23 protein-coding genes and 1 pseudogene are annotated in these 24015 nt (G+C 67.1%); 13 read left to right on the top strand and 11 right to left on the bottom strand.

The annotated features are described in order from the left end of the window. Positions 1 to 94: 94 nt before the first annotated feature. Positions 95 to 445, bottom strand: a complete 351-nt coding sequence (locus QZ709_RS06835) for a four-helix bundle copper-binding protein (protein ID WP_294636519.1) — start codon at positions 443 to 445, stop codon at positions 95 to 97. 261 nt (positions 446 to 706) lie between these two features. Here QZ709_RS06835 and QZ709_RS06830 point away from each other — a divergent pair, with 261 nt between their 5' ends. From QZ709_RS06830 to QZ709_RS06810, 5 genes are read left to right on the top strand one after another with little or no spacing between them, the layout of a single operon-like run. Beyond that, on the top strand, positions 707 to 1135 hold the full coding sequence (locus QZ709_RS06830) for a host attachment protein (RefSeq protein WP_294636518.1): 429 nt from the start codon (positions 707 to 709) through the stop codon (positions 1133 to 1135). 11 nt (positions 1136 to 1146) lie between these two features. Then, the gene (locus tag QZ709_RS06825) at positions 1147 to 2319 is read left to right on the top strand and encodes a hypothetical protein (protein WP_294636517.1); all 1173 of its coding nucleotides are present in this window, start codon (positions 1147 to 1149) and stop codon (positions 2317 to 2319) included. A gap of 12 nt (positions 2320 to 2331) precedes the next feature. Next, positions 2332 to 3060 carry a ferritin-like domain-containing protein gene (locus tag QZ709_RS06820; protein ID WP_294636516.1) on the top strand — a complete coding sequence of 243 codons (729 nt, stop codon included), beginning with the start codon at positions 2332 to 2334 and terminating at the stop codon, positions 3058 to 3060. 6 nt (positions 3061 to 3066) lie between these two features. Then, a complete protein-coding gene (locus tag QZ709_RS06815) occupies positions 3067 to 4365 on the top strand; it encodes an SDR family oxidoreductase (RefSeq protein ID WP_294636515.1) in 1299 nt (432 codons plus the stop codon). Next, positions 4362 to 4829, top strand: coding sequence for a DUF2269 domain-containing protein (locus tag QZ709_RS06810; RefSeq protein ID WP_294636514.1), 468 nt, complete (start codon positions 4362 to 4364; stop codon positions 4827 to 4829). Before QZ709_RS06815 ends, QZ709_RS06810 begins: the two co-directional genes overlap by 4 nt. A 32-nt stretch (positions 4830 to 4861) precedes the next feature. Here QZ709_RS06810 and QZ709_RS06805 read toward each other — a convergent pair whose 3' ends face one another. Next, on the bottom strand, positions 4862 to 5830 hold the full coding sequence (locus QZ709_RS06805; RefSeq protein WP_294636513.1) for an SDR family oxidoreductase: 969 nt from the start codon (positions 5828 to 5830) through the stop codon (positions 4862 to 4864). A gap of 268 nt (positions 5831 to 6098) precedes the next feature. Between QZ709_RS06805 and QZ709_RS06800 the strand changes: the two genes are divergently transcribed. Together QZ709_RS06800 and QZ709_RS06795 are read left to right on the top strand one after the other, a co-directional pair. Beyond that, positions 6099 to 7277 carry a zinc-dependent alcohol dehydrogenase gene (locus tag QZ709_RS06800; protein WP_294636511.1) on the top strand — a complete coding sequence of 393 codons (1179 nt, stop codon included), beginning with the start codon at positions 6099 to 6101 and terminating at the stop codon, positions 7275 to 7277. 10 nt (positions 7278 to 7287) lie between these two features. After that, complete coding sequence (locus QZ709_RS06795) at positions 7288 to 7911, top strand: hypothetical protein (protein WP_294636510.1); 624 nt, start codon at positions 7288 to 7290, stop codon at positions 7909 to 7911. Here the strand turns inward: QZ709_RS06795 and yfbR are convergent. Then, entirely contained in the window at positions 7880 to 8485 is a 606-nt protein-coding gene (gene yfbR, locus QZ709_RS06790) for a 5'-deoxynucleotidase (protein ID WP_294636509.1), read from the bottom strand. The two genes, QZ709_RS06795 and yfbR, sit on opposite strands and share 32 nt — an antisense overlap. 51 nt (positions 8486 to 8536) lie before the next feature. Between yfbR and QZ709_RS06785 the strand changes: the two genes are divergently transcribed. Together QZ709_RS06785 and QZ709_RS06780 are read left to right on the top strand one after the other, a co-directional pair. Continuing rightward, complete coding sequence (locus QZ709_RS06785; RefSeq protein WP_294636508.1) at positions 8537 to 8938, top strand: DUF3592 domain-containing protein; 402 nt, start codon at positions 8537 to 8539, stop codon at positions 8936 to 8938. 65 nt (positions 8939 to 9003) lie between these two features. Beyond that, positions 9004 to 9294 carry a metal-sensing transcriptional repressor gene (locus tag QZ709_RS06780; RefSeq protein ID WP_294636507.1) on the top strand — a complete coding sequence of 97 codons (291 nt, stop codon included), beginning with the start codon at positions 9004 to 9006 and terminating at the stop codon, positions 9292 to 9294. A 4-nt stretch (positions 9295 to 9298) separates the two neighbouring features. On the opposite strand, the gene QZ709_RS06775 is transcribed toward QZ709_RS06780, so the two are convergent. Genes QZ709_RS06775 through QZ709_RS06760 form a run of 4 tightly spaced genes read right to left on the bottom strand, consistent with a single transcriptional unit; the run spans position 9299 to position 12072 of the window. Continuing rightward, a complete protein-coding gene (locus tag QZ709_RS06775) occupies positions 9299 to 9493 on the bottom strand; it encodes a DUF2892 domain-containing protein (RefSeq protein ID WP_294636506.1) in 195 nt (64 codons plus the stop codon). Between the two features lie 11 nt (positions 9494 to 9504). Further along, positions 9505 to 11274 carry a SulP family inorganic anion transporter gene (locus QZ709_RS06770; RefSeq protein ID WP_294636521.1) on the bottom strand — a complete coding sequence of 590 codons (1770 nt, stop codon included), beginning with the start codon at positions 11272 to 11274 and terminating at the stop codon, positions 9505 to 9507. 26 nt (positions 11275 to 11300) lie between these two features. Continuing rightward, a complete protein-coding gene (locus QZ709_RS06765; protein WP_294636505.1) occupies positions 11301 to 11672 on the bottom strand; it encodes a TIGR01244 family sulfur transferase in 372 nt (123 codons plus the stop codon). A gap of 52 nt (positions 11673 to 11724) precedes the next feature. Beyond that, entirely contained in the window at positions 11725 to 12072 is a 348-nt protein-coding gene (locus QZ709_RS06760; protein WP_294636503.1) for a metalloregulator ArsR/SmtB family transcription factor, read from the bottom strand. A 73-nt stretch (positions 12073 to 12145) separates the two neighbouring features. Here QZ709_RS06760 and QZ709_RS06755 point away from each other — a divergent pair, with 73 nt between their 5' ends. From QZ709_RS06755 to QZ709_RS06745, 3 genes are all read left to right on the top strand, one after another. Then, a complete protein-coding gene (locus QZ709_RS06755) occupies positions 12146 to 13018 on the top strand; it encodes an MBL fold metallo-hydrolase (RefSeq protein ID WP_294636502.1) in 873 nt (290 codons plus the stop codon). A 43-nt stretch (positions 13019 to 13061) separates the two neighbouring features. Continuing rightward, positions 13062 to 13508 (top strand): OsmC family protein, encoded by a 447-nt coding sequence (locus tag QZ709_RS06750; protein WP_294636501.1) that lies wholly within the window; start codon positions 13062 to 13064, stop codon positions 13506 to 13508. 157 nt (positions 13509 to 13665) lie between these two features. After that, positions 13666 to 15012, top strand: a complete 1347-nt coding sequence (locus tag QZ709_RS06745) for a DUF3422 family protein (RefSeq protein WP_294636500.1) — start codon at positions 13666 to 13668, stop codon at positions 15010 to 15012. Positions 15013 to 15016: 4 nt separating this feature from the next. Here the strand turns inward: QZ709_RS06745 and QZ709_RS06740 are convergent, their stop codons facing one another. The 3 genes from QZ709_RS06740 to QZ709_RS06730 are packed head-to-tail and all read right to left on the bottom strand — an operon-like array spanning position 15017 to position 22346. Continuing rightward, positions 15017 to 19267: a translocation/assembly module TamB domain-containing protein gene (locus QZ709_RS06740; RefSeq protein WP_294636499.1), complete on the bottom strand. Its 4251-nt coding sequence runs from the start codon at positions 19265 to 19267 to the stop codon at positions 15017 to 15019. Then, positions 19264 to 21180, bottom strand: coding sequence for a BamA/TamA family outer membrane protein (locus tag QZ709_RS06735; protein ID WP_294636498.1), 1917 nt, complete (start codon positions 21178 to 21180; stop codon positions 19264 to 19266). Before QZ709_RS06735 ends, QZ709_RS06740 begins: the two co-directional genes overlap by 4 nt. Beyond that, a complete protein-coding gene (locus QZ709_RS06730) occupies positions 21177 to 22346 on the bottom strand; it encodes a VWA domain-containing protein (RefSeq protein ID WP_294636497.1) in 1170 nt (389 codons plus the stop codon). Before QZ709_RS06730 ends, QZ709_RS06735 begins: the two co-directional genes overlap by 4 nt. Positions 22347 to 22428: 82 nt before the next feature. Between QZ709_RS06730 and QZ709_RS06725 the strand changes: the two genes are divergently transcribed. Beyond that, complete coding sequence (locus QZ709_RS06725; protein ID WP_294636496.1) at positions 22429 to 23622, top strand: GGDEF domain-containing protein; 1194 nt, start codon at positions 22429 to 22431, stop codon at positions 23620 to 23622. Between the two features lie 11 nt (positions 23623 to 23633). Here QZ709_RS06725 and QZ709_RS06720 read toward each other — a convergent pair. Then, positions 23634 to 24015, bottom strand: a pseudogene (locus QZ709_RS06720) (ATP-binding protein); the annotation flags it as partial.

The raw sequence follows: 24015 nt of genomic DNA, 5'->3' as shown, positions 1-24015 counted from the left end.
TGGTTCGAGCCCAGGTCGGGGAGCCAGAACAAGGCAAGGCCCCACGATGTGATGTCGTGGGGCCTTGTTGTTTTGGGCGACGGCGTTCGGCGTCTCAGTCGTCCTCTTCTTCCAGGTCGCCGGCCATTTCGCGACAGGCATCGGCACAACGGCGGCAGGCCTCGGCGCACACCTCGCAGTGCGGCATGTCGTACTGCTCGCATTCATCGGCGCAGGTGTCGCAGATGTCGGCGCACAGCGCGCAGATGGCCGGCGTGAAATCGCTGTCGCGCGCGATGGCGTCGGCCGCCAGCGCACACACGGCGGCGCAGTCCAGGTCCAGCTTGATGCAGTCCTTCATCGTGGCCGGATCCTCCTCTTCGAGGCAGGCGGCGGCACACTGAAGGCAGGCGGCCTGACAGGCCTGACACGCCTCCAGGCAGGAAAAGTCTTGCGGGTCGACCATGAGGTGTCCTTTCAAGGCAGCAGGGTGAAGTCCCCGCGGCAAGGCCTGTGCCTGTATCCGCCCGCCAGCATGCGCGCCTTCCCACAGATCGCGCACGCGCCCGCCTATGGGAAAGCTTGCTGAACGCCGTGCCGCGGGCGGTATGGCTTGCACAACCCGGCTGTCCGCAGGAGGGCTTGGTGCGGGCCCTTCGCGGCAGTTACCGGGTCACGGCACACCACTTGCCGAACTTCTCCCGTGTCAAACCACACGGAGAGCACCATGCCGACCACCTGGGTCGTTGTCGCCGACGAAGCCATTGCGCGTTTCATGCAAGTTCGCCCTGAGGACCAGGGGCTGGACCCTGTCGAGGAACTGACCGATCCGGACGCCCACGCAAGCGGTGCGGACCTGCGCCGGGATGCATACGGTCGCCGGGGCACGACCGTGACCTCGTCCGCCGGGGACGCCGAGAAGCACAAAGAAGCGGGCACCTTCGCCGCATCGGTCGCCGATCGACTGCAGGAGGCTCTGCAGCAAGGACGCTATGAGCGGCTCATCCTGATTGCCGCTCCGCGCTTTCTGGGCCTGCTGCGCAAAGTGCTGAGCCCAGCCGTGAGCGCATTGATCCACAGGGAGTTGGACAAGGACCTCATACACGAGTCCCACGAAGAACTGGCCGCCCGCCTGCGGCCGACGCCACCGACTTGAAAGGAGCCGTCATGGCCCAGATCGATCTGTTGAACACCCCCGGCTGCCCGCTGGAGCGTCAACGCTTCACGTGGAAGGAACTCAACCCCAAGCCGCTGAGCAAGCTGGATGACGATGCCTTCAGCCGCGTGCGCGCCATCCTGCTCAATGGCATCGAGCTGGATGCCCTGCGGCTCAAGCACGGGATCGCGCGCTTCAACGGCGCGTTGCGCGTGCCCCTGGCGGAGGTGCGCCGTGTGGAGCAGCACCAGGCCACGATGGTGAACTGGCTGATCGCCGCAGACCACTCGCCGCTGGAGACCACCATTGCCTACGAGCAGGTGGCCATCGAGGTGACGGCCGCGGTCGCGCAGAACGAGCCCGACCCCTATCTGGCACAGACCTACCGCTTCGGCCTGCTGGAAGACTTCGATCACCTGTATCGCTACTCGGCGCTGATGGACCGGCTGGAGGGCAAGGACGCGAACAACATCCTGCAGGGCTACACCGACATCGTGCCGGGCCGCCCGACGGTGCTGGAGCACCGCCACCCGCAGGACGACGTCCGCAGGCCTTATGACCGCCACAGCACCGCGCTGATCAGCAAGCTGCATGCGGCCTTCATCACCGCGGCCGAGTACCAGACGCACGACTACTACATGAACATCGGCCCCACGTTCGCCGATCCGCTGGCCCGCGAACTGTATGCCGAGATCGCGTCCATCGAAGAGCAGCACGTGACCCAGTACGGCTCGCTGGAAGACCCGACCGAGAGCTTCATGGAGAAGTGGCTGATCCAGGAGGCCGCCGAGGTCTACCTGTATCACAGCGCCATGATGTCGGAGAGCAATCCGCGCCTCAAGGCGCTGTGGGAGCGCTTCCTGGACTACGAACTGGGGCACCTGCAGCTCGCCATCCGCCTGTTCAAGGACACGGAGCGGCGTGACCCGGCCGAGGTGCTGATGGGCGAGCTGCCTGCTCCCCTGCCCTTCAAGAGCCAGCGCGACTACATCCGCAAGGTGCTGGCCACCGAAGTGGATTACCGCGCGGTGGGCACGGCCTACCTGCCGAAAGGCGCCGAGAGCGAGGCATCGATGGGCTACCGGCAGTACCTGAACTCGATGGGGTCGCCGTCCCAGGCGGTGGCGGCCGGCTACCGCTGGACTTCGGGCACCGAGTTGAACCGCAAGGTCATCAATTACTGAAAGGACGGCACCATGCAGAGCCAACAGACCAGCGCCCACATGGGCATGAACCGCACGGGCGCGAAGATGTCGCCGATCGACGTCTCGGCCATGGAGGAGTACGCGGCCGCCTCCCCGGTGTCCGAGTTCGAAGGGGAAGACACCATGGCCGCGATGCGGATCGAGGCGATCGCAGAGGCCGACACGCTGGGCTCCGTGCCCCTGCCCGGCACATTGAAGGGGATGATGACCACAGGTGTGTCGATGCTCAAGGGCGACAACCCCGCCATGCTGATCGACAAGCTGGGCGAGCGCCTGGCCTTCGAGCGCACGGGCACGCGCCTGTACGAAGCGCTGATCACCAAGTCCATGCAGCTGATGCCGCCGGGCGACCCGCGACTCACGGTCCTGCAACGCATCCACGACCAGGAAGCCGAGCACTTCCAGATGCTCGCAGGCGCACTGCAGTCTCTCGGGGCGGACCCCACGGCGCAGACGCCTTGTGCCGATGTGGCAGCCCAGCTGTCCAGCGGCATCCTTCAGGTGGTGACCGACCCACGCACCGATCTGGCACAGAGCCTGAATGCCATCCTGGTGGCCGAACTGGCCGACAACGCAAGTTGGGAGTTGCTGGAGACGCTGCTGAGACAGACGGGCCATGACGAGATGGCGGACAGCTTCGGGCGGGCCTTGAGCCAGGAGGCGGAACACGTGATGGCCATCCGGCAGATGCTGGAGGACAGCGTGATGGCGTCGGCCTGAGTGGGCATGCCCCAGCGTACGGTGCTGGTGTGCGGGGCCAGTGGCTTCATCGGGCAGGAGGTGGTGCGCACCCTGACCGCACGGGGCCACCGCGTCCTGCACGGTGTAAGAGATCCAGCCGCATGGCAACGCGACCATCCCGACGCGAAGGCCGTGGCAGTGGATTTCTCGATCCCTCGTTCGCCCGCTCAATGGGTGAGCCTGCTGCGCGGTGTAGAGGTGGTGGTCAATGCGGTCGGACTGTTCCGCGAAACGCCCTCCCAGCGCTTTGCGGACGTGCATGCCCGCAACCCCTGCGCCCTGTTCGAAGCATGCAGCCGCATCGGAGTGCGCCGGGTCGTGCAGATCTCGGCGCTGGGTGCAGACGAAGATGCAGACACAGCGTTTCACCTCAGCAAACGGATGGCGGACGATTGCCTGCTCGCCTTGCCACTGGAAGGGGTGGTGCTCTTGCCATCACTTGTTTTCGCTCCGGGTGGGGCCAGCACGGCGATGCTGATTTCGCTGGCCTGCGCGCCGTTGGTGCCGCTGCCCGCAGGAGGGGAACAGCTCATACAGCCCGTTCACCGTCAGGACCTTGTGGACGCCGTCGTCGAACTGGTGGAGATGGCAGAGCCGCCGCCCCGACGGGTGCCGGTGGTCGGGCCATCTGCCATCACGCTGCGGGCGTACCTCGACGCGTTACGGAGCGGCCTTGGTCTGGCCCGCGCTTTGTGGCTACCACTTCCTCGCGCTGTGATGAACGGGGTCGCCCGCCTGGCTGGGCACAGCCAGCGCGCGCTGCTTGACGAAGACAGTTGGCGGATGCTGCAACGGGGCAATACTGCCTCCCCAGCCACGCTGACCGCGCTGCTGGGGCGCCCGCCCGTGGGGGCCGCCCGGTTCACGGCGAGCCTGTCCGACGGGGACCGCGCCGCGCTGCGCTTCCAGGCCGTCATGGCGTGGTCGGCGCCTTTGTGGCGGGCGAGCCTGACCGTGCTGTGGTTCATCAGCGGGATCGTGTCACTGGGCCTCTACCCCGTGGAGGCGAGCCTGGCGATGTTGCATCGCGTGGGCGTGCCCCCCTCTTTGGCCCCCTGGGCACTGTACGGGGCTGCCTTGCTCGATATGGCGCTGGGCGTTCTCACCCTGCTGTGGCCACGAAGGCGGCTCTGGCTGGCACAGATGGCGCTGATCGTGGGCTACACGCTGCTCATCACGATCGGGCTTCCAGAGCAGTGGCTGCATCCTTTTGCCCCCATCGTGAAAAACCTTCCCGTTCTGGCCATGCTGATCACGCTCCACACGCTGGAGGCACGCCCATGAGCTACCTGCTGGTGAAGTGGATTCATGTGCTGTCTTCCACCGTGCTGTTCGGTACCGGCATCGGCTCGGCGTTCTACCTGCTGTTTGCAAGCCTGCGGGCAGAGCCACGCTCCGTCGCCACGGTGGCCGGGCTGGTGGTCTGGGCCGACGCGGTGTTCACGGCCACCACGGCCCTCCTGCAACCGGTCACCGGGCTGTGGCTGGCGCATCAGGCCGGATGGCCTCTGACACAGGGTTGGCTTGCGTGGTCTCTCGGCCTGTATGCCTTCGCCATCGCCTGCTGGCTGCCGGTGGTGGCCTTGCAGGTGCGGATGCGCGATGTGGCCGACACGGCAGCCCATGCGGGCGAGCCACTGCCCCCGGGCTACTGGCGCGACCTGAAGCTGTGGACGGCACTGGGGGTGCCGGCCTTCTTTGCCTTCCTGGCCCTGTTCTACCTCATGGTGGCCAAGCCCGCCGTGTGACCAAAGGAGCCGGCAGGCGCCAGGTGAACGCGTCAGTGCCGGGAGGCCGCAGTCGCACCCGTTGAGGGCGCAGGCCGCACGTTCAACGCCATGGCCTGCTCGGTATCCGCGGCGTTCTGATTCCCGCGACCGTACACGAGGCCCGTCTCACCAGCGGTGTAGAGCGTGCCTTCTCTCGTGCGCGGCGGCTCGTTGCGCTGCTGCCGCCCCATCTGCATGCGCGCCATCATGTCGGCCAGACTTGGCATCACCTTCGCCATGGCGGTGTTGACAACCGCCATGGCGCCCACGCGCACGTCCCGCGTGGGCTCCGTTGCGGCATCCAGGATCGCGCTGGCCACTTTCTCCGGCTCGATCATCGGACTCGGCAGCTTCGGTTCCTGATCCAGGTAATTGCCGGCATGCTCGGGAAACGGCGTGTCCACGGCACTGGGCTGGATCAACGTGACGGACACCGGCGCCTGGTCGGCTTCGAGCTCGATGCGCAGGGCATCGGTGTAGCCCTTCACCGCGTGCTTGCTGGCGGAGTAAAGCGCCTGAAGCGGAATCGCGGCGTCCGAGGCTTCGCTCCCGATGTTGATGAGCGCCCCGCCCTGCACCCGCAGGTGCGGCAAGGCGGCTCTCGAACCGTGGACCACGCCCCAGAAATTCGTGCGGAAGAGCCGCTCGGCGTCTTCATCGCTCACGTCGTCGGCCCGGCCGAAGATCGAGACGCCCGCGTTGTTGATCCATGTGTCGATGCGTCCGAAGCGAGCCAGGGCTTCTGCTGCGATCTGCTCGACCTGCGTCCGCTCGCCGACGTCGGCTTGCACGGCCACTGCGCGCCCACCAGCTTGCTGGATCTGATCGACAAGCGCTTCCAGCGTGAAGCGGCTTCGGCACGACAGCACAAGGGCTGCACCTTGCCGGGCAGCGGCCAGTGCAGTGGCCAGGCCGATGCCGCTGGAAGCACCGGTCAACACGATGACCTGCTGGGCGAGGGGCTTGAGCTTGGGTTTCATGAACGGGCTCCTGCATGAGGGTGAAACGTCTTTCCAGCCGGCAAGGCGCATGCCCTGAACGGCCACATGCCGCCTCGCAATCCACCCCGTCCCCTTACGCCGACAAGCCTGCAGCGTTTACACACCAACTTGCCTGGCGGCGCGGACAAACAAATCGCTGGCGGGCCGCCTCAGCCTGCGACCCGTGCGCACTGCCATGCGGGCGCGCGGCTTGCCGCCCTCGAGAACCCGCAGCCCAAGGCCACCGCCTCACTCAAGGAGACCCGTCATGAAAGCGCTCTGCTGGCACGGCAAGAAGGACATCCGCTTCGACACCGTGCCGGACCCCATCATCGAGCACCCCCGCGACGCCATCATCAAAGTGAGCAGCTGCGCCATCTGTGGCTCTGACTTGCACCTCTTTGACGGGTTCATGCCGGGCATGAAGCACGGCGACATCATGGGCCACGAGTTCATGGGCGAGGTCGTCGAGGTGGGGCACGAGAACAAGCGCCTGAAGAAAGGGGATCGGGTGGTCGTGCCCTTCACCATCATCTGCGGAGAATGCGAGCAATGCCGGCGCGGCAATTTCTCGGTGTGCGAGCGCACCAACCGCAGAAAGGACCTGGCGGCGAAGGCGTTCGGACACACAACGGCCGGCCTGTTCGGCTACACGCACCTCACGGGAGGCTACCCCGGAGGGCAGGCCGAGTACGTGCGGGTGCCCTATGCCGACGTGGCGCCCGTGAAGGTACCGTCCTCGCTCACGGACGAGCAGGTGCTGTTTCTGGGGGACATCTTCCCCACGGGCTGGCAGGCCGCGGTGCAGTGTGACATCGAACGCACCGACACCGTGGCCATCTGGGGTGCGGGGCCCGTGGGCCAGTTCGCGATCCGCAGCGCGATCCTGCTCGGGGCCCGCCAGGTGATCGCGATCGACCGCGTGCCAGAACGGCTGAGCATGGCCGCGGCGGCTGGGGCCGTCACCATCAATTTCGATGAAGAAAGCGTGCTCGAGCGCCTCAAGGACCTCACCGAGGGCAAGGGGCCGGAAAAATGCATCGACGCGGTCGGGTTGGAAAGCCATGCCACACGCTCTGTCGATGCCCTGTATGACCGCGCCAAGCAGGCCACCCTGATGGAAACGGATCGCCCTCACGTCTTGCGCGAGATGATCTATGTGTGCCGACCGGCCGGCATTCTTTCGATTCCGGGTGTGTACGGCGGGCTGCTGGACAAGATTCCGTTCGGCGCAGCCATGAACAAGGGCCTGACCTTCCGGATGGGGCAGACCCACGTCAACCGCTGGACCGATGACCTGCTGGCCCGGATCGAGCAGGGTCAGATCGACCCGTCCTTCGTCATCACCCACACCGCGCCCTTGTCCAGCGGCCCGGCCATGTACAAAACCTTCCGGGACAAGCACGACGGCTGCGTCAAGGTCGTGCTCAAGCCCGGCCAAGCCTGAGGAGATCGCCATGACCACACGCACCTCCCTGCGCATACTGGCCCGAGGTCTGGGCTGGTTCAGCATTGCGCTCGGTACCGCCGAACTGCTGCGGCCCCAAGCGGCCGCCAGATTCACCGGCATCACGGCCCCGCCCCGGCTGGTTCAGGCCTGTGGCACCCGAGAGGTCGTCACGGGCCTCGGCCTGCTGCTGGCCAGCAACCCGGCCCCCTGGCTGTGGGCCCGCGTGGCGGGCGATGTGCTGGACATCGCCGCGGTCGGACAGGACGCGAGCAACGCCGTCCGGACGCGAAAGCGGTCATCCCGCACCGGCCTCGCGCTGGGCGCACTGGCCGGTGTACTGCTCATCGATCTGCTCGGTGCACGGGCCGCCACCCAGCACCACCGCCGCGAACGCGCTGGCCAGCGTTTCGACTACAGCAACCGGAGTGGCTGGCCTGCGTCCCCTGATCAGATGCGAGGCCTGGCTGCGGACCAGGCAAGGCAGAACCATGCGGCCGCATTGCAGACGGCAGGGGCACGGGTGCCGCCCACGGTATGGACCCCATCGGAGCCCTCGACATCCGATTCCGCATCCCCGCCACCCACGGGCTGGAGCCCCGTCACGCGCCCTTCATCAGGGAATCCAGCGTGAGGTCGTAGGCCGGTCCGAAGGTGTCAAGGAAATAGCGCAACTCAGGCGTCATGTGCTCTTCGATCTTGGCGCGCACCTGCTGGTCGGCCTGCTCGAACTCGCGGTTGCCATAGCGCAGCTCGGCACGGCACTTCAGCCAAGCGGCCAGACGGTCGGCCGTCTTGATCAAGGCCGCCTCGGCTGGGGGCCACGCATGGTGGTCCAGCATGGGCGCCAACGCGGGCTTCAGCCCTTCGGGGAGCAGATCGACCATCTCGGCGCACACTTCGCTCTCGAGGTGGGCTGTGGCATGACGCATCGCGGGCGAGTACTTGACCGGTGTGGGCAGATCACCCGTGATGGCCTCGGTGGCATCGTGAAACAGCGCTCTGGCCGCCACCGCGTTCGGGTCCACAGCCTGACCGAACACGTCACGCGCGATCACGGCAAGCGCATGGGCCAGTACGGCCACTTCCCAGCTGTGCTGAGCCACATCCTCTTCCACCGCGTTGCGCATCAGTCCCCAGCGCTTGATGAAACGAAGCCGGGACAGATGGGCGTAGAAAGGGCTGTGGGAGGAGGTGGCGTTGCTCATGGTGGACACAGGTTGGAAGTGCCACTGTAACCTGGGGCTGCCAGCGTCTTCATGCCCATGTACCCTGTCGGCATGAACGACCAGATCGGCAAGTTGCTCCTTGCGGCCCTGCTCATCGGATTCGGCCTGCTGGCGTGGCGTGCCTGGCAGATACGGCAGGCCAGCCCGACGTGGCCCTCCACGGAAGGCGAGATCCTGGTGTCCCGGGCCTATCCGCTCAACGAGTCTCATGACGGAGCAGGCCCCCCCACACGCCAGTGGATGGTGGACGTGACCTATCGCTACACCGTGCAGGGGCGGACCTACACTGGCGACCGCTTGCGTGCGTTCATCCCGCCGTTGAGCGACGAGGCGACGGCCCGGGCCTTGATCGCCGGATTCCCGGTAGGGGCCAGGGTGCGCGTTTATCACGATCCCGACCGCCCCGATCGGAGCGTTTTGATTCCGGGCTGAACAGCACCCGTCAATCGATGCACAATTCGGCCCACATCGATCACGTTTTACCGGACACCCGCTGCATGGCCGCGCTCACCAATGACAAGAACCGCACCGACGTGCTGAACCGACTCAAGCGCGCCGAAGGCCAGTTGCGAGGCATCCAGCGCATGATCGAGGAAGGCGACGATTGCCTGGCCATCGCCACGCAGATGGCCGCCGTGCGCAAGGCGCTGGACAGCACCTACGTGCGCATGACCATGTGCTTCATGGAGCAGAAGCTGCACGGCGTGATCCAGGACGGTCCCGCCGAGGGCGAAGGCCTGGATGCCGTGCTTCAGGACATCGAAACCTTGCTGGGCAAGGTCCGCTGAGCCTTCAGTCGCGCTTGAGCCTGCAGGTCGACAGACCGAACGGCAGGTAGGCCGGACACCAGCCGATCAGGCCCGTGGCAAGGGGCACCACCCCGATCCATCCCCATGCGCCGACCGTTCCGGTTGCAGCCAGGGCGATGAGCGCCACACCGGCGCCAATGCGGGCCACGCGATCCAGGCCACCAACGTTCGCTTTCATGCTTCTCTCCTTCAAATGACATAACCATCGCTGACGCCGCCTTGATCCAGGCGGTGCCAGACGTCCTGCGCGCTACGGAACACGCGCCCCTCGAAGTGCGCTGCGATACCGGCATGCTGCAGCCGATCCATCACAGGCCCTTTGATCTCGGCCAGATACAGCGCGCGGCCTTGCGCGCGCTGCGCTGCGTCAAAGGCCAGCAAGGCCTGGCCGGCCGTGTGGTCCACATGGTTCACGGCAGACATGAGCAGCACGACATCCCGGACTGCGGGGCGCGTGCGGATGAGCGCGCACAACGCCTGCTCGACCCGCTGCGCATTGGTGAAATCGAGGCTGTCGTCCACCCGCAGCAGGATGGCGTGAGGCAGCCGTTCTGCGTCATGCCGCTGAACGTTGCGAAAATGGGCCGTACCGCGCAGACGCCCCACTTCGGCCACATGGGGCTGGCTGTGGCGCCAGATCATGGCCGCCATCGACCACGCCATGCCGATCAGGATGCCCGACTCGAACCCCACCACCAGCACGCCCAGGGCGGTGCCGACGAAGGCGCCTGCCTCGGTGGCGTCCGTGCGCCAAGCTTCACGCAGCGGCTGCAAGGTCAACAACCCGGACACGGCCGCCATGATCACCGCAGCCAGGGCGGCCTTGGGAAGGTGCGCCAGCGCAGGCATCAGCCCTGCCAGCAGGCCGACCAGCACGACCGCACTGATCAGCCCGGACAGCGGGCTGCGGGCGCCGGCAGCTTCATTCACCACCGATCGGGATAACCCGCCGGCCACCGGCATGCCCCCGAGCACCGTGCTGCCCAGATTGGCAGCAGACAGGCCCAGCAGCTCGCGATCGGCATCCACCCGCTCCCCCTGCCGCGCCGCAAACGTCTGCGCGACCGACATGCTGCTCACAAAACTCACCAGGCTGATGAGCAACACCGGCATGACGAGCCCCGGCAGATCGACGCGTGACAGCTCGGTCGCAGGGGGCACGGCCAGCCAACCGGCATCACCCACCAGCGGCACCGCGCCCACCAGATGCACGTCCGCGTCGTAGCGGGTCAGAAGCACATCGGCCAAGAGGGTCGAGACCACCAGCCCCACCAGCGGCCACAGCCGCACCAGCACCTCGACGCGGCCGACGGGCCAGCCGCACAGCCGTCCCCATGCGCGCACCACCGGGCCGCCGGCAAACAACAAGGCCAGCGTGGCCAGCCCCACCAAGGCATCGCCCCAGGTCGGCCACGCGCCATCGTGGGCCCGCGCCATGAAGCGCTGCGCCATCTCGGGCAAGGTATGCCCCAGGCCCGGCCACCCCAGCAACGGCGCAGCCTGCCCCACGAGGATCAGCAACGCCGATGCCGCGGTGAAGCCCTGCACCACCGGCCCGCTGAGCAATTGCGACAGAAAGCCCAACCTGCGCCAGCCCATGAGTCCCAGCACCACCGCAGATCCGAGCGCGAGACACCAGGCCCGGGCCTGGTAGGTCGCGCTTCCCGGCAAGGCCATCGGAGACAAGGCCTGGGCCACCATCAGCGATGTGATGGCGGCCGGCCCCACCGACACCGCACGGCTGCTGCCAAAGGCGGCATAGCCCACCAATGGCAACACGCTGGCCAGCAAACCGACATGGGCCGGCAGCCCAGCCAACATGGCATAGGCCAGGCTTTGCGGGACCAGCATCACGGCGACCACCAACCCGGCAATCGCATCGCCACGCAGATCGGGCAGGGCCCAGCGTTGCCACCACGGAGGCGGCCATGCCCATGGGCGATCGGAGGGAGAACGCATCACGCTGGGCTTCCTGCTTTCGGGGATTACGCCTCGGGCGTGGCGCAGCCGACCTGTCCGCCGCAAGCCTGGAACAGCGCGCTGGCGCGCCCACCCGATCGGCAGAAGGCCACGATGGGATGCGGCAAGGCAGCGCACTGCGCCTGGTAGGCCGCCACCTGTTCGGCCGACAGCATCAGGTTGGGCACGGGGAAATGCACATAGCGCAAGCCGAGCGCCTCGGCAGCAGCCTGCAGGGCCGCGCTGCTCGGCTGGCCAGGGCCGCCTTCACCGTCGGGCCGGTTGTTGATGATGCTGCGATAGCCCTGACGGGCCAGCACGGCCACGTCGTCGACCGTGATCTGGCCGCAGACGGTGAACTCGGGGCACAGGGCGGTGGTAGGGACACTGAGCGTCATGGTGCGGGCTTTCCGGGAGAAGAGACGAAGAAAACAATGCGAAAGGGCGCGGTCAATCGCTGCCGCAGATCCGGTGGTGCAGGACCTGCATGACCGCCGCGGCGTCGCCGCTGACAAGTCGGTAGTAGATGTGCTTGCCCTCACGCCGGGTGTCCACCAGCCCCTCCTGGCGAAGCACACCGAGTTGCTGGGACAGCGTGGGCTGCCGGATCCCCAGATCTCGCTCCAGATCGCTGACGCAGAACTCGCCCTGCGCAAGACGGCACAGCAGCACCAGTCGGTCGGCATGCGCCATGACCTTGAGCAGCGCACACGCCTTTTCGGCGGAAGCCTGCAGCGCCGCCAGATCGGGCGGGGACGAGGCGACGCCGACAACAGGGGCAGGGTCATTCACTTTCATGACAAACATTCTATTGACAGATAGTTTGTTCGTCAATAAAGTAAAACGCAAACTGAACACAGGACAGAGAGCCATGACCCCAGCGCACACCCCGCAGGTTCACTCCCACTTCGACGCCGTCACCTGTACGTGGACGCACGTGGTGTACGACGAAGACGGCGGCCACGCCGCGATCGTCGACCCCGTGCGCGACTACGACCCCAAGAGCGGGCGCACCCGCCACACGCAGAGCGACGCCGTGCTCGCCTTCGTGCGCGCACACCATCTGACCGTGGACTGGATCCTTGAAACCCACGCCCACGCCGACCACCTCTCGGATGCCCCCTATCTCAAGGAGGCCACCGGTGCCCGGATTGCGATTGGCCGCCACATCGACCGGGTGCAGCACGTGTTCAAAGGCCTCTTCCACCTTGAACCCGGCTTTGCCACCGACGGCAGCCAGTTCGACCATCTCTTCGCAGACGGCGACACCTTCCAGATCGGCCGATTGACGGCTCAGGCCTGGCATGTCCCCGGCCACACGCCCGCCGACATGGCCTTCGTGATCGGGGATGCCGCCTTCGTGGGTGACACGCTGTTCATGCCGGACGTGGGCACGGCCCGTTGCGACTTTCCGGGCGGTGATGCCCACGAGTTGTATCGCTCGGTGCGGCGGCTGCTCGCCATGCCGGAAGAGACCCGTCTCTTCCTGTGCCACGACTACCCGCCCGAAGGACGCGAGCCAGCGGCCGTCGCCACCGTCGCAGCACAGAAGGCCGCCAACATCCACGTGCACGACGGCATCAGCGAGGCCGACTTCGTCGCCCGCCGCCAGGCCCGGGATGCCACCCTCGAGATGCCCGTGCTGATCCTGCCATCGGTGCAGGTCAACATCAGGGCAGGCCAGCTGCCACCGGCGGAAGCGAACGGCCGTCACTATCTGAAGATTCCCGTCGATGCGCTCTGACTGGCTCACTGACTGAGACACCTCTTTCCGCAAGGACCCCATCATGGCTCAAGGCACCGTCCATGTGCGCCTGCAACAACAGGCCGACTACCGTTTCAACATCCAGTTCGAAGGGGGCACGCCCGCCATCGTGGGTGACGAGCCGCCTCCGCTCGGGCAGTCGGCCGGCCCCTCTCCGGTTCAACTGCTCAGCGCGGCCGTCGGCAACTGCCTGGCAGACTCGCTGCTCTTTGCACTGCGCAAGTTCAAGCAGACCCCGGAGCCGCTCACCTGCGACGTGCAAGCCGAAGTGGGGCGCAATGCGGAGGGCCGCATGCGCGTCCTGAGCATGACGGCCACACTGCACCTCGGTGTGCCTGCCGGCTCACTGCTGCATCTGGATCGCGTGCTGGAGCAGTTCGAAGCCTTCTGCACGGTCACGCAGAGCGTGGGCCAGGGCATCGCCATCACCACGCGGGTGATGGACAGCGAGGGCCGTGCCCTGAAGTGACTTTTACGCTGCCCATCGGGGCGTTTTCACCGGCCACGCGACACCGGCCCCCTTGAACCTGTGGTCAGCACCACCGTGCGTCAAAAAAGGACAGCGGCGGCGGAAAGCGTTTAGTACAGTATCCGGCTCTCTGCCACCGCGCGAGCGTCGTGTTGCCATGCTGACTGCCACCCAAGCCGTTACAACTCCGCCTCTCAACGCCCTGCCCGCAGATGATGCTGAACGAGCGGTGCTGCACAACGAGGTGCATGCGCGCCCCTCGCCGCGTATCCGGTTGCCGGCGCTGGTGGTACAGGTGGCGGTGCTCAATGCGGACGTGAGCCGTGAGACCGAGTGGGCCCACCTGCGGCAGTTGACCGGTCAGGCCGACCTGCCGTTTGAAGCCTTGCAAGGCTCCTTCCTTCGGCTGCGCTTTGCCGACCACACCTTCAAGTGGGAGCGACACACCGAGTTCACACGTTACTCCCTGGTGCAGACCTTGCCCGAAGGCGCAGCGGACGGCATGGACGAGGCCACGCTGCTGTCCCACCTTGCCGTCAGCTCGGAATGGCTGCGCACCATCCCGGGCCGCACCATGTCTGCCGTGATGCTCGCGATGGTGAACCACCCCATCGAGGACGGCCAGGCCATCAAGGAGCGCGCGCGCGCCTGGTTCGAAGGACGACCGGTGCTGGCGTCGATGCTGGGCACCCGGCACTCCTGTGCCCTGACGGATTTTGCCTTGCGGCCCAGCGGCTTCGAGCGGATGTTCGTGGTGGCCCCAGAGGGCACCAGCGAGACCCGCGCCGGCCGCATCTCGCAGCGCCTGCTGGAAATGGAGACCTACCGCATCATGGCCCTGCGGGGCCTACCCGTGGCCAAGGCACTGGGGCCGATGCTCACGGATGCGGAAGCCCAGCTGGCCAACATCACGGCACGCATGGAAGGCACCGACTCCACCGATCAGGAACTGCTTGAAACCCTGATTCAGCTGGCTGCCCGCGTCGAGCGCGCCACGGCCCAGCACATGTACCGCTTCTCGGCGACCCAGGCCTACAACGACCTGGTTCAGCAGCGGCTGCGGGAGCTGCGCGAACAGGCCATTCCTGGCACCCAGACCATGGGCGAGTTCATGCAGCGACGCCTGTCTCCCGCGATCGCCACGGTGGCCGCAACGGCACAGCGACTCACCTCACTGTCGCAGCGCATCGAACGCACCAGCGCCCTGCTCCGGACGCGAGTCGACATCGTCACCGAGGCCCAGAACCAGCAACTGCTGGCTCAACTGACACGAGGTCAGGATCTGCAGCTCAAGCTGCAGAGCACCGTCGAAGGGCTGTCGATCGCAGCCATCTCGTACTACGTCGTCAGCCTCATCCTCTACATCGGCAAGGCAGCCAAGGCCGGTGGGATCCCGGTGAACCCGGAGCTGATGGCCGGCGGGTTGATCCCCCTCGTGCTGCTCGGCATCTGGTGGGGCACCCGCCGGTTGCAGCGCAACCTGCATCAGGGCGCCCCGCACTGACCTGTCAATCCCAGCGCCAGGCCCGGATCAGGTCGACCGCGTTGTCGCCGCCTGCCTGGAAGCGCAGGGTCATGCGCTGTCCGAGACGGTAGATCAGCTGCCAGCTGCCACTGGTGGCGTTCAGGTTGCGCTCGTAGCCCACATACCAGAAGCGCGACACCTGCTTGCCCACGTTGACGACAGTCTCGCGCACGGTGCCGTCGGTCTGCCTGACCGACAGTTCGTCCAGCCCGAGGCGACCGATGAGGTTGTCGGAAGGCGAAGACTTCTCGCCGGACAGCAAGGCCACAGCCGCCGACTGCAGCAGCCCGATGTCGGCTCCGCCCAGTCCGCTGGGGGCTCGGCCCAACACCAGCCACGACAGCTTCTCGGTTTCCGACATGGCAGGATCGGAGTAGAGGCTCACCCGCGGATCCATCGCCGTGCCGGTGATGGCCACCCCCACCTTCACATCGACAGCAGAGACAATGGCACCAGCGCTGGCAGACTGCGGGCGCATGGCCAGGATGTCGAGCCGTGGGTTCTCGATCGGCCCCGTGAAGGTGATGGCCCCGCGCTCGATGACGAGGCGCTGCCCGTAGGCCGCGTAGGTGCCCTGGGCCGTGCGCACCGTGCCCGTGAGGGTCGGCCTGTTGTTGGGCGTGGTGAAACGGAGTTGCCCTGTCAGCAAGGTGTCGACACCGCGCCCCCGCAAGCGCAAGGCCTCGCCCAGGTCCAGCCCGACCGATGCCTGCAGCTTGCGAGGCGTGGTGGGCGCCTTCACCGGCTCGTCGTCCGCCAGGGCCGGCTCGCCCGGGCGGCGCAGCACGTTGACATCGTCGCCGATCGTCGGTGCGTCGGATCGGCTGATGTCGACGAGGCCCTCGTCCACACCCACCTGCCCAGTGAGACCGATGTCCTGTTCGTTGAAGGTTGCCTGGAGCGCCCCACTGACCCGCACCCGCCGGTCCACGCGCTGGAGCAAGGCGAACCGCTCCGCCTGCACGCGCAGCGTCGCCCGAACCTCGTCCCCGAACGAGGCCTCGCCCTCGGCACGGAGCTCGCCACCCTGCGGGCCCCCGCGCGCGCGCAGGCGGGTGAGGCGGGCATGATCGCCCTCGAGCTCGAGCAGCAACTCGCCGTCCGTCATCTGCACCCCAAGTAGCGGCTGGGCCAGCGCCAGGCGTTGACCTTGCAACCGCCCGCGGTATTGCGGAGCCCCGAGCGTTCCCGCCAGGGTGGCCTGGCCCTGAAGCTGCCCGCCCAGGCGCCAGCCTGCGGGCATCCATCCCCCCCAGGGCCGCAGGCTGCCGATCTGCACGTCCAGGGTGCCCGACAACGGGTCGGTGGCGACGGGCAGGCGCCCGGGTGACGCCACCTGCACCACCTGCTCTCCCCGCAGTCGGCCGAGAATGCGCCCCTCGAACAGCTGCGTCAGACGCCAGACGCCCTGGCGGGCCTGCAAGGCCACCCGCGCTTCGGTGATCCCCAGCGGCTGCTGGCTGTTGCCCTCGATGGTGGGCTCAGACACGGTCAGGTCACCTGACTGCCGAGCCAGCTGCAGGTCCACGACCCAGGGTTGCGCCGCGCTGTGGGTCACTTGAAGCTGGCCACCCACCATCAGGTCGCCCCCCCAGCCCCCTTCGGGCTGCCAACGCTGCAGCAGCGAGGCCAGGTTCTGCGGTGGCAGCTGAAGCCGCACATCGGCATCGGCAGGAGCCTGGTCCGCCCACAACATCTGCAGGCTCTGCAGGTTCAACGTCACGCCCAGCACCGTCAGGCGCGTGGCGCCCAGGCGCAGGCGCTGACCGCCCCCTTCCGGCATCACACTGAGGCTCACCGGTTGAGCCTCGAGCACAGTCTGCGCGTTGTTGCGGGTATTGCGCCAGACAAGCTTCTGCACCCGCCCCTGCCAGCCCTGCCCTGCGACCCCGCCATCGGCCTCCAGGTCGAAGTGGAAGGGCATGTCGGCGCCAGCCCGTCCCTGCGCATCCTGAGCGGCTGTCGCGGCGCGAGACAGCACCATGTTGGCCTCGGCAGCCAGCCGATGAGCCGCCCCCCGGCCGCTCAGGCGGGCGCGCGCCTGATCGACGCGCCCCATGGCCGCGCGAAGACCGCTCAGGTCGAGTTGACCCTCCAGCACCGCATCGCGTGCCGCCAGATCGACATTCCACGTCGCCGAGCCCGACTGCATCACAGCGGGCTTTCCGTCCGACGCCTGCCACGTCAGCTGCGATGCCGAGAAGCGTCCGGTGCTCACGAACCGGGGCCAGTGGCCGTCCCAGCTGAAGGTGGCCTCCGCTGTCCCACCGATCCGGCTCAGCCCGACCAGCGGCAGAACGGGTTGAAGCGCGGACAGGGCCGGCCCCTTGACCTCACCGCGCCAGCGCTGCGCAGGCGAGTCCGGTGTCCACCAGGCGCCCCCCCCCTGCCCCGGCTGGACCGGCCAGCTTCCCTCCAGCGTCACGGCATTGCCTGCGGCGTCGAGTGTCAGCGTGACCGTCGACCGTCCTGCGGCGGAAGCCCCTTGCCATCGGGCCGAGCCACTGACCGGCAGGCCGGCCAGCGTGCTGGGCTCCAACGTGACACGTGCCTGACCTCGGCCTCGGCCGTCCACATCGATCTGTGCCGCTCCGTTCAGCCGCGAGGCGGCGCCGATGGTGGCGGGCCAGGGCACCCAGTAGCGAGGATCGAACGCACGGAACGCGAGCGCCGCGCGGGCGGACCAGCCTGTCTGGGCCACCTCGTCCCCGCCCCATCGCAGCAGCGCATCCGTCAGGCGTGCTTCCTGCCCATGGTCGGCCTGCAGCAGCACCCTGGACACGGACAGAGAAACGGCAGACACCTCGCTGTCCATCGTCAGGCTCACGGCTTGAGCCGGCCACTTCACCGGCGTTCCGGCGGGCCGCCTTGCTTCGCCGCGCAAACGGGCCTGGACAGCGGCACGCCAGCCGGACAGATCCGAGGGCATGGCGCCAGCAACCAGCTCGGGACGCGCCGTCACCTCCCCCTGCAGCCGCAATGGAGGAGCCCGGCCGTCCAGAGCCAGCAGATGCACGTCCTGCAACGCCAGGGTGAGTCCGCCACCGGCATCCGCCAGGCGCCAACGCCCGGTCAGCGCCATCCGGCCCGCCGTACCGGCCTGTCTCGCCACCGGAGGCAGCTCTGCCGTCAGGGTCACGGCGCCGGTTTCCAGCACGGCGCGCAAACCTGCCGGACTCCGGGCCTGCTCCAGCGCTACCCGGCCTCGCAGCGCCTGCAAGGGGACGCGCCCCACGTCCCATGCGCCTGCCACCCCGTTGCGGAGGTCCACATCGGCTTCCAGACCCTGTGACCCCTGCGGCTTGAGGAACACACTCCCTTGCAACCGGGTCTGCGGGGCGCCGGCCCAGAGCCTCGACACGTCGAGATCGCGAGCGCGCACAGCCAACTCGGGCAACGGCCAGGCCGCGAAAGGTTGCACGCGCGCCATGGCAGACACGTCCTGCGCCCCATCACCTGTCTCGCCGGGCTGCAGGCCCAGCTGTCCTTCGATGCGGACATCGTGCAAGGTGCCGCCCACCCGCCACGTGCCGCTTGCCTGGGCGTGCCGCAGCTGAAGCGCGGCCTCCAGAGGCATGCGCCCCGTCACGCCCAGCTGCCCCGCGCCGGACAGCCGCCACCCCATCCAGCCCAGCTGGCGGACTGTGATCGCGTGCGCCGGGGCAGCCGATCCGCTGGCCTGCGGTGACGCTGTCGACGCCGCCCCTCCCTTCTGAAGCCGCAGCCCAAGGTCCACCGGTCCGATGGGACGCCCCTCCCCCCACAGGTTGCTGTGCGCCTCCTGCAACTGGACCTGATCGATGGCCACCGAAATCGGCAAGGCCAGCGACGTCGGCGGAGGTGCGGACGGCGCGGGCGGACCACTCACCCAATGAAGGCGCAGTTGCCTGGCCGAAAGTCGCTGTGCCTGCAGGCCCATCTTCCAGGGCGCCTCGCTGTCGATCACCAACGCCATGCCTCGCCACGTGGGCTCGACCAGGCTGAGCCGCCCGCCTCGGGGCAAGGTCAACTCGATGCGGCGGGCTTCGAAGTCGCCCAGCAGGGCGCCCTTCGGCTCGGTGACCTGCAGCCCCGGCACGGCGGCCAGCAGGCGCGCCGTCGCCCCGTCGTGGTGGGCCAGCGCCCATGCGACAAGCAACAGCGCCGCGGCCAGCACCACCGTGCCCACGCTCAGCGCCGCCATGGCCCTGAGCAGCACCATCACGCCCTGTCGGAGCGAAAGAACCCGGCTCACAGACTGATCCCCACGCTGAAGTGAATGCGCCAGTCCTGCAACTGCTGGCCATGGGCGATGTCCAATCGCAGTGGCCCCACCGGACTCCGGTATCGCAGGCCCACCCCGTAACCGACCCGGGGATCGAGCTTGTCTGCACTGGAGGCCGCATCACCGGCATCCACGAACACGGCCCCCCAGAGCGCGGGCAACCGAGCCAGGATGGGACGGGCCACTTCGACACTGGACGTGAACATCACCCGTCCCCCCGTGACCACCCCATCGGTGACCACACCCAGGGAGCGGTAGGCATAACCGCGGACCGACTCATCGCCCCCGGCGCGGAACAGCAGCGTGTCGGGCACGCTCACCTGTTCCCGCGCGAACACCTGACCAGCCTCGCCGCGCACGGTGGCATACCAGCCGGCCGGCAGAGGCCAGTACCAGGTGGAGCGGGCATAGGCCCGCCCGAAGAAGCCCTTCTCCTGGAGGGCACTGTAGCTGCGACCCAGCGTCAACTGCAGCAGGGTCGTCGAGCCGCGCGTCGGCAGGGTCTGGCTGTCGACATCGCGGTAGATCCACTGGGCCGTCGCGCTGTAGGCAGACGCGTCCGACACCTTGTCGCCGGCGTTGGCGGTGACGCTGGCCGTCTCGAACTCCACATACTGCATGCGCTCGAGCCGTTCCCCCTCCCGCAACAGACCCACCCGGGCACGCGCACTCAGGGTCACGGCCTTGTCGTCTTCGACCGTGCGGCTGGCCTGCGTGGACAGCAGCCCCCGACGGCGCCCCTCCCAGGGATGGGAGGTGAAATCGAGCCGCCCCAGCCGGTTGTTCTGCCCCAGCTGCACCCGGGCCTTGGCCTGCCAGTCCAGCCCGAAGAGGTTGCGGTGCAGATAATCGGCCGACACGCGTGGCCCGGTGTCGCTGCTCACACCGATGCCGGTGGTGGCCGACTGCAGTTGCTGCTCGCGTACCTGGACCAGCACGGGTGCCGCGCTGGCCTGTGTCGGATCCAGATCGGTGGTGACGAAGATGCTGTCGAACAGGTTGAGCTTCTGGATCCGCTCCTGCCAGTCCAGCAGGTCCTTCTCTCGGTAGGCATCGCCCTTCCGGAACGGGGCCGTATTCAGGATGGCCGAGGCGGGCTGACGGCTCAGCCCTTCGATCCGGACGTCCCCGAACGAGAATGCCGGGCCGCTGTCGACCACCATGAACAGCCGGGCCAGCCTGTCGGTCGCATCCACCGTGGCCGACGTCCCGCTCCAGGTGGCGGTGGGGTAGCGATCGGACCGCAGCCTTGCCAGCGCCTCGTTCTTGGCCGCCGTCCAGTCCACCTGCCGGAACACCGCACCGACAGGCAGCGACCACTGCGCAGACAAGGCGTCCACCAGGGACCGGGCTGCGGGCTCGCCATCGTCCAGCCGCGCGTCCAACTCGCCTTCAAATACGAACTGAACCTTCGACACGCGAGTCAGCTGCCCGGGCTCCACCGACAAGGTCACGACAATGGGCTGGCCATCCTGGCCGTCGGACACGCGGGTGGCGATGCGCGCGCCGAAGTAGCCTTCTGCGTCGATCAAGGTACGGGCCTGCTCCGGTGCCGACACCACGAGCCGCCTCAGCTCGGTACGGCTGATCGGGATCGCATCTGGCGCAGCCGACTCCCGTTGAAAGCGGGCGATGTCCAGGTAGTTGCGCAACAGGGCGTCCAGCGGAGCCGGCGCCACGATCTCCAGCCGCCAACCCTGCGCGCTCAGCAGGTCGGCATCGTCCGACGATACGGAAGCTCCGTCCGCTCCATCCAGGGCCCGCAGGTCGACCGGGGGAACCGGGGGCTCGGCGGCCCAGCCCGGCACCACCGCACCGAACGCCACCGCCCAAGCCAGGGAGGCCACCACCCGTGCCCACCCCGACCCGTGGCGCAGTGTCATTTGCTCAGCAGCCGCATGGCCCCCTCGAGGCCCTGCAGCGTCATCGGGAACATGCGTCCGCCGACCAGTTGCTGGATGATCGAGATGCTCTGGCGATACGACCACACGCCCTGAGGCTCGGGGTTGATCCAGACATGGTTGGGGAATGCGTGCGTCAAACGCCCGATCCATTCGGCCCCCGGCTCGTCGTTGTTGTATTCGGTGCTGCCACCGGCTTGCAGGATTTCATAGGGCGACATGGTCGCATCCCCCACGAAAACCAGCTTGTAGTCCTTGTTGTACTTGCGGATGATGTCCCACGTGGGGATCTTCTCGGTAAAGCGCCGGTGGTTGTTCTTCCACATGAAGTCATAGACACAGTTGTGGAAGTAGTAGAACTCCAGGTGCTTGAATTCGGACTTTGCCGCGGAAAACAGCTCCTCGACGCGGTGGATGTGGTCGTCCATGGTGCCACCCACATCCATCAGCAGGAGCACCTTCACCGTGTTGTGCCGCTCGGGCACCATCTTGATGTCCAGCATGCCACCGGCTGCCGCCGTGGCATGGATGGTGTGATCCAGGTCCAGCTCTTCCGCGGCCCCCTGGCGCGCAAACTTGCGCAGGCGACGCAGCGCCACCTTGATGTTGCGCGTGCCCAGTTCCACGGTGTCGTCGTAGTCCTTGAACGCACGCTGGTCCCACACCTTCACGGCGCTGCGCTTGCGGCTGCGGTCCTGCCCGATGCGAATGCCCGCCGGGTTGTCGCCATAAGCGCCAAACGGCGAGGTACCGCCAGTGCCAATCCACTTGTTGCCGCCCTCGTGCCGTTCCTTCTGCTCCTCCAGCAACTGCTTGAGGCGCTCCATCAGCTGGTCCCAACCCATCGCCTCGATCTTGGCGCGCTCCTCCGGGCTCAGGTCTTTCTCCAGGTGCTTGCGCAGCCACTCCAGCGGCAGCTCGGTCGTCAGGTCGACTTCGGTCACGCCCTTGAAGTAAGCGCCGAAAGCACGGTCAAACTTGTCGAAATGGGTCTCGTTCTTCACCAGCGTCATGCGCGCAAGGTGGTAGAACTCGTCCACCGACGGGCCGATCACCCCTTCACGGATGGCCTCCAGAAGGTTGAGGTACTCCGGGATGGTCACCGGCAGCCTGGCCGCGCGCAATGCGTAAAAGAAGTCAATGAGCATAAGGCGTCCTGCAAGATGACTGCTATTGTGGCCCCGGTTGTGTCGGGCGCGCCGACCCACCGTCCCTGATGTCGAGGGCCGAATGCAAGCGACCCATTTCCTGATCATCTTCATTCTCGTCACCCACACACTCAACTCGGGCATGTGGTGGGTAGCCGGCAGCTGGATGGGGCTGTCGCGGCGCGCTTCCAAGCACTGGATGCTGTCCAACCTCTGCTACGGCACGGGGCTGTTGCTGACCGTGCTGTATGCCAAGGATCCCGACCTCGTGCAGTGGATGCTGGCCGGGATGATGGTCGTGGTCGGCGCGGTCAGCCAGCACAGGGGCATGCAGACCTTCCTGAAGCTGCCCGACACGCGCTTCGAGCACGCGGCACTGATGCTCGCCGGCATCGGGTTTGCCCTGGTGGTGGCACTGCCCATGGCATGGCGCGAGGCGGGGCTTGCCGCCTGTTTCGGCGCCACGGCCCTGGTGATGACCCACTTGGCCACCGAGTGCTTCGCACCGCTGAAAACCGAGTTCGGCCCTCAGACCGCCTGGGTCCACACCGTGCTGATGGCGTTGGCAGTGTGCACCTTTGCGGGAACAGCCGCGGGCCTGCTCTTTCCCGAATGGCCCCGCCCCTGGTCCCAGGTGGCAAGCGAGGTCGTGCACTCCTGGCTGGTGATGGGCAGCCTGACGCTGTCCATCCTGTCTAGCTTTGTCGTCGGCTACATCGTGGTGATGCGACTGGTGCGGCGGCTCGAGCACCTGTCTCATCATGACGGCCTGACCGGCCTGCTGAACCGCCGCGCGGTCGAAGCCATGCTGGACCGGGAGGTGCAACGCCTGCAGCGGTTCGGGCAGCCGTTCAGCCTGCTGCTGATCGACATCGACCACTTCAAGCGCATCAACGACCGGCTTGGCCATGCCGCAGGGGACGCCGTGCTGGCCGCAGTCGCCGCCGCCCTGAAGGAAGAAGCACGCGAGGTAGACCGCGTGGCACGCTTCGGCGGCGAAGAGTTCTGCGTGGTCCTGCCCCACACGGACCGGGAAGGCGCGCTGCACGCTGCCGAGCGCCTGCGTTCAGCCGTCGAAGGGCTGAGGGTGCCGTGGGGCGAAGACCTGGTCACCGTCACCATCAGCACGGGCCTTGCGTGCGCCGACGATCAGAGCGAATCCCTCTCGCTGCTGCTCAAACGGGCTGACATGGCACTTTACGAAGCCAAGGGCGCAGGCCGCAACCGTGTCGTGCTCGCGACGCCGTTCGAGGCAGGTGCCCTGGCCACAGCCTGATCCCGCGCGCGTCAGCGGTGGTGTCGGGCCATGTAGACGAGCTTCTCGAACAGGCTCAGGTCCTGCTCGTTCTTCAACAGCGCGCCCACCAGCGGCGGCACGCTGACCTTGTCGTCCTGACTCTGCAGTGCCTCGGCGGGGATGTCCTCGGCCACCAGCAGCTTGAGCCAGTCGATGAGTTCGGACGTGCTCGGCTTCTTCTTGAGCCCGGGCAGGTTGCGCACTTCGTAGAAGTGGCGCAGGGCGGCGCTCAGCAGGTCTTTCTTGATGTGTGGGAAATGCACATCAACGATCTGCTGCATCGTGGCCGGATCGGGAAAGCGGATGTAATGGAAGAAACAGCGGCGCAGGAATGCATCCGGCAGGTCCTTCTCGTTGTTCGACGTGATGATG

Origin of the sequence: uncultured Aquabacterium sp. (assembly GCF_913773725.1) — a bacterium.
Classification (GTDB): domain Bacteria; phylum Pseudomonadota; class Gammaproteobacteria; order Burkholderiales; family Burkholderiaceae_C; genus Aquabacterium.
This window is presented reverse-complemented; position numbering and strand designations above follow the sequence as displayed.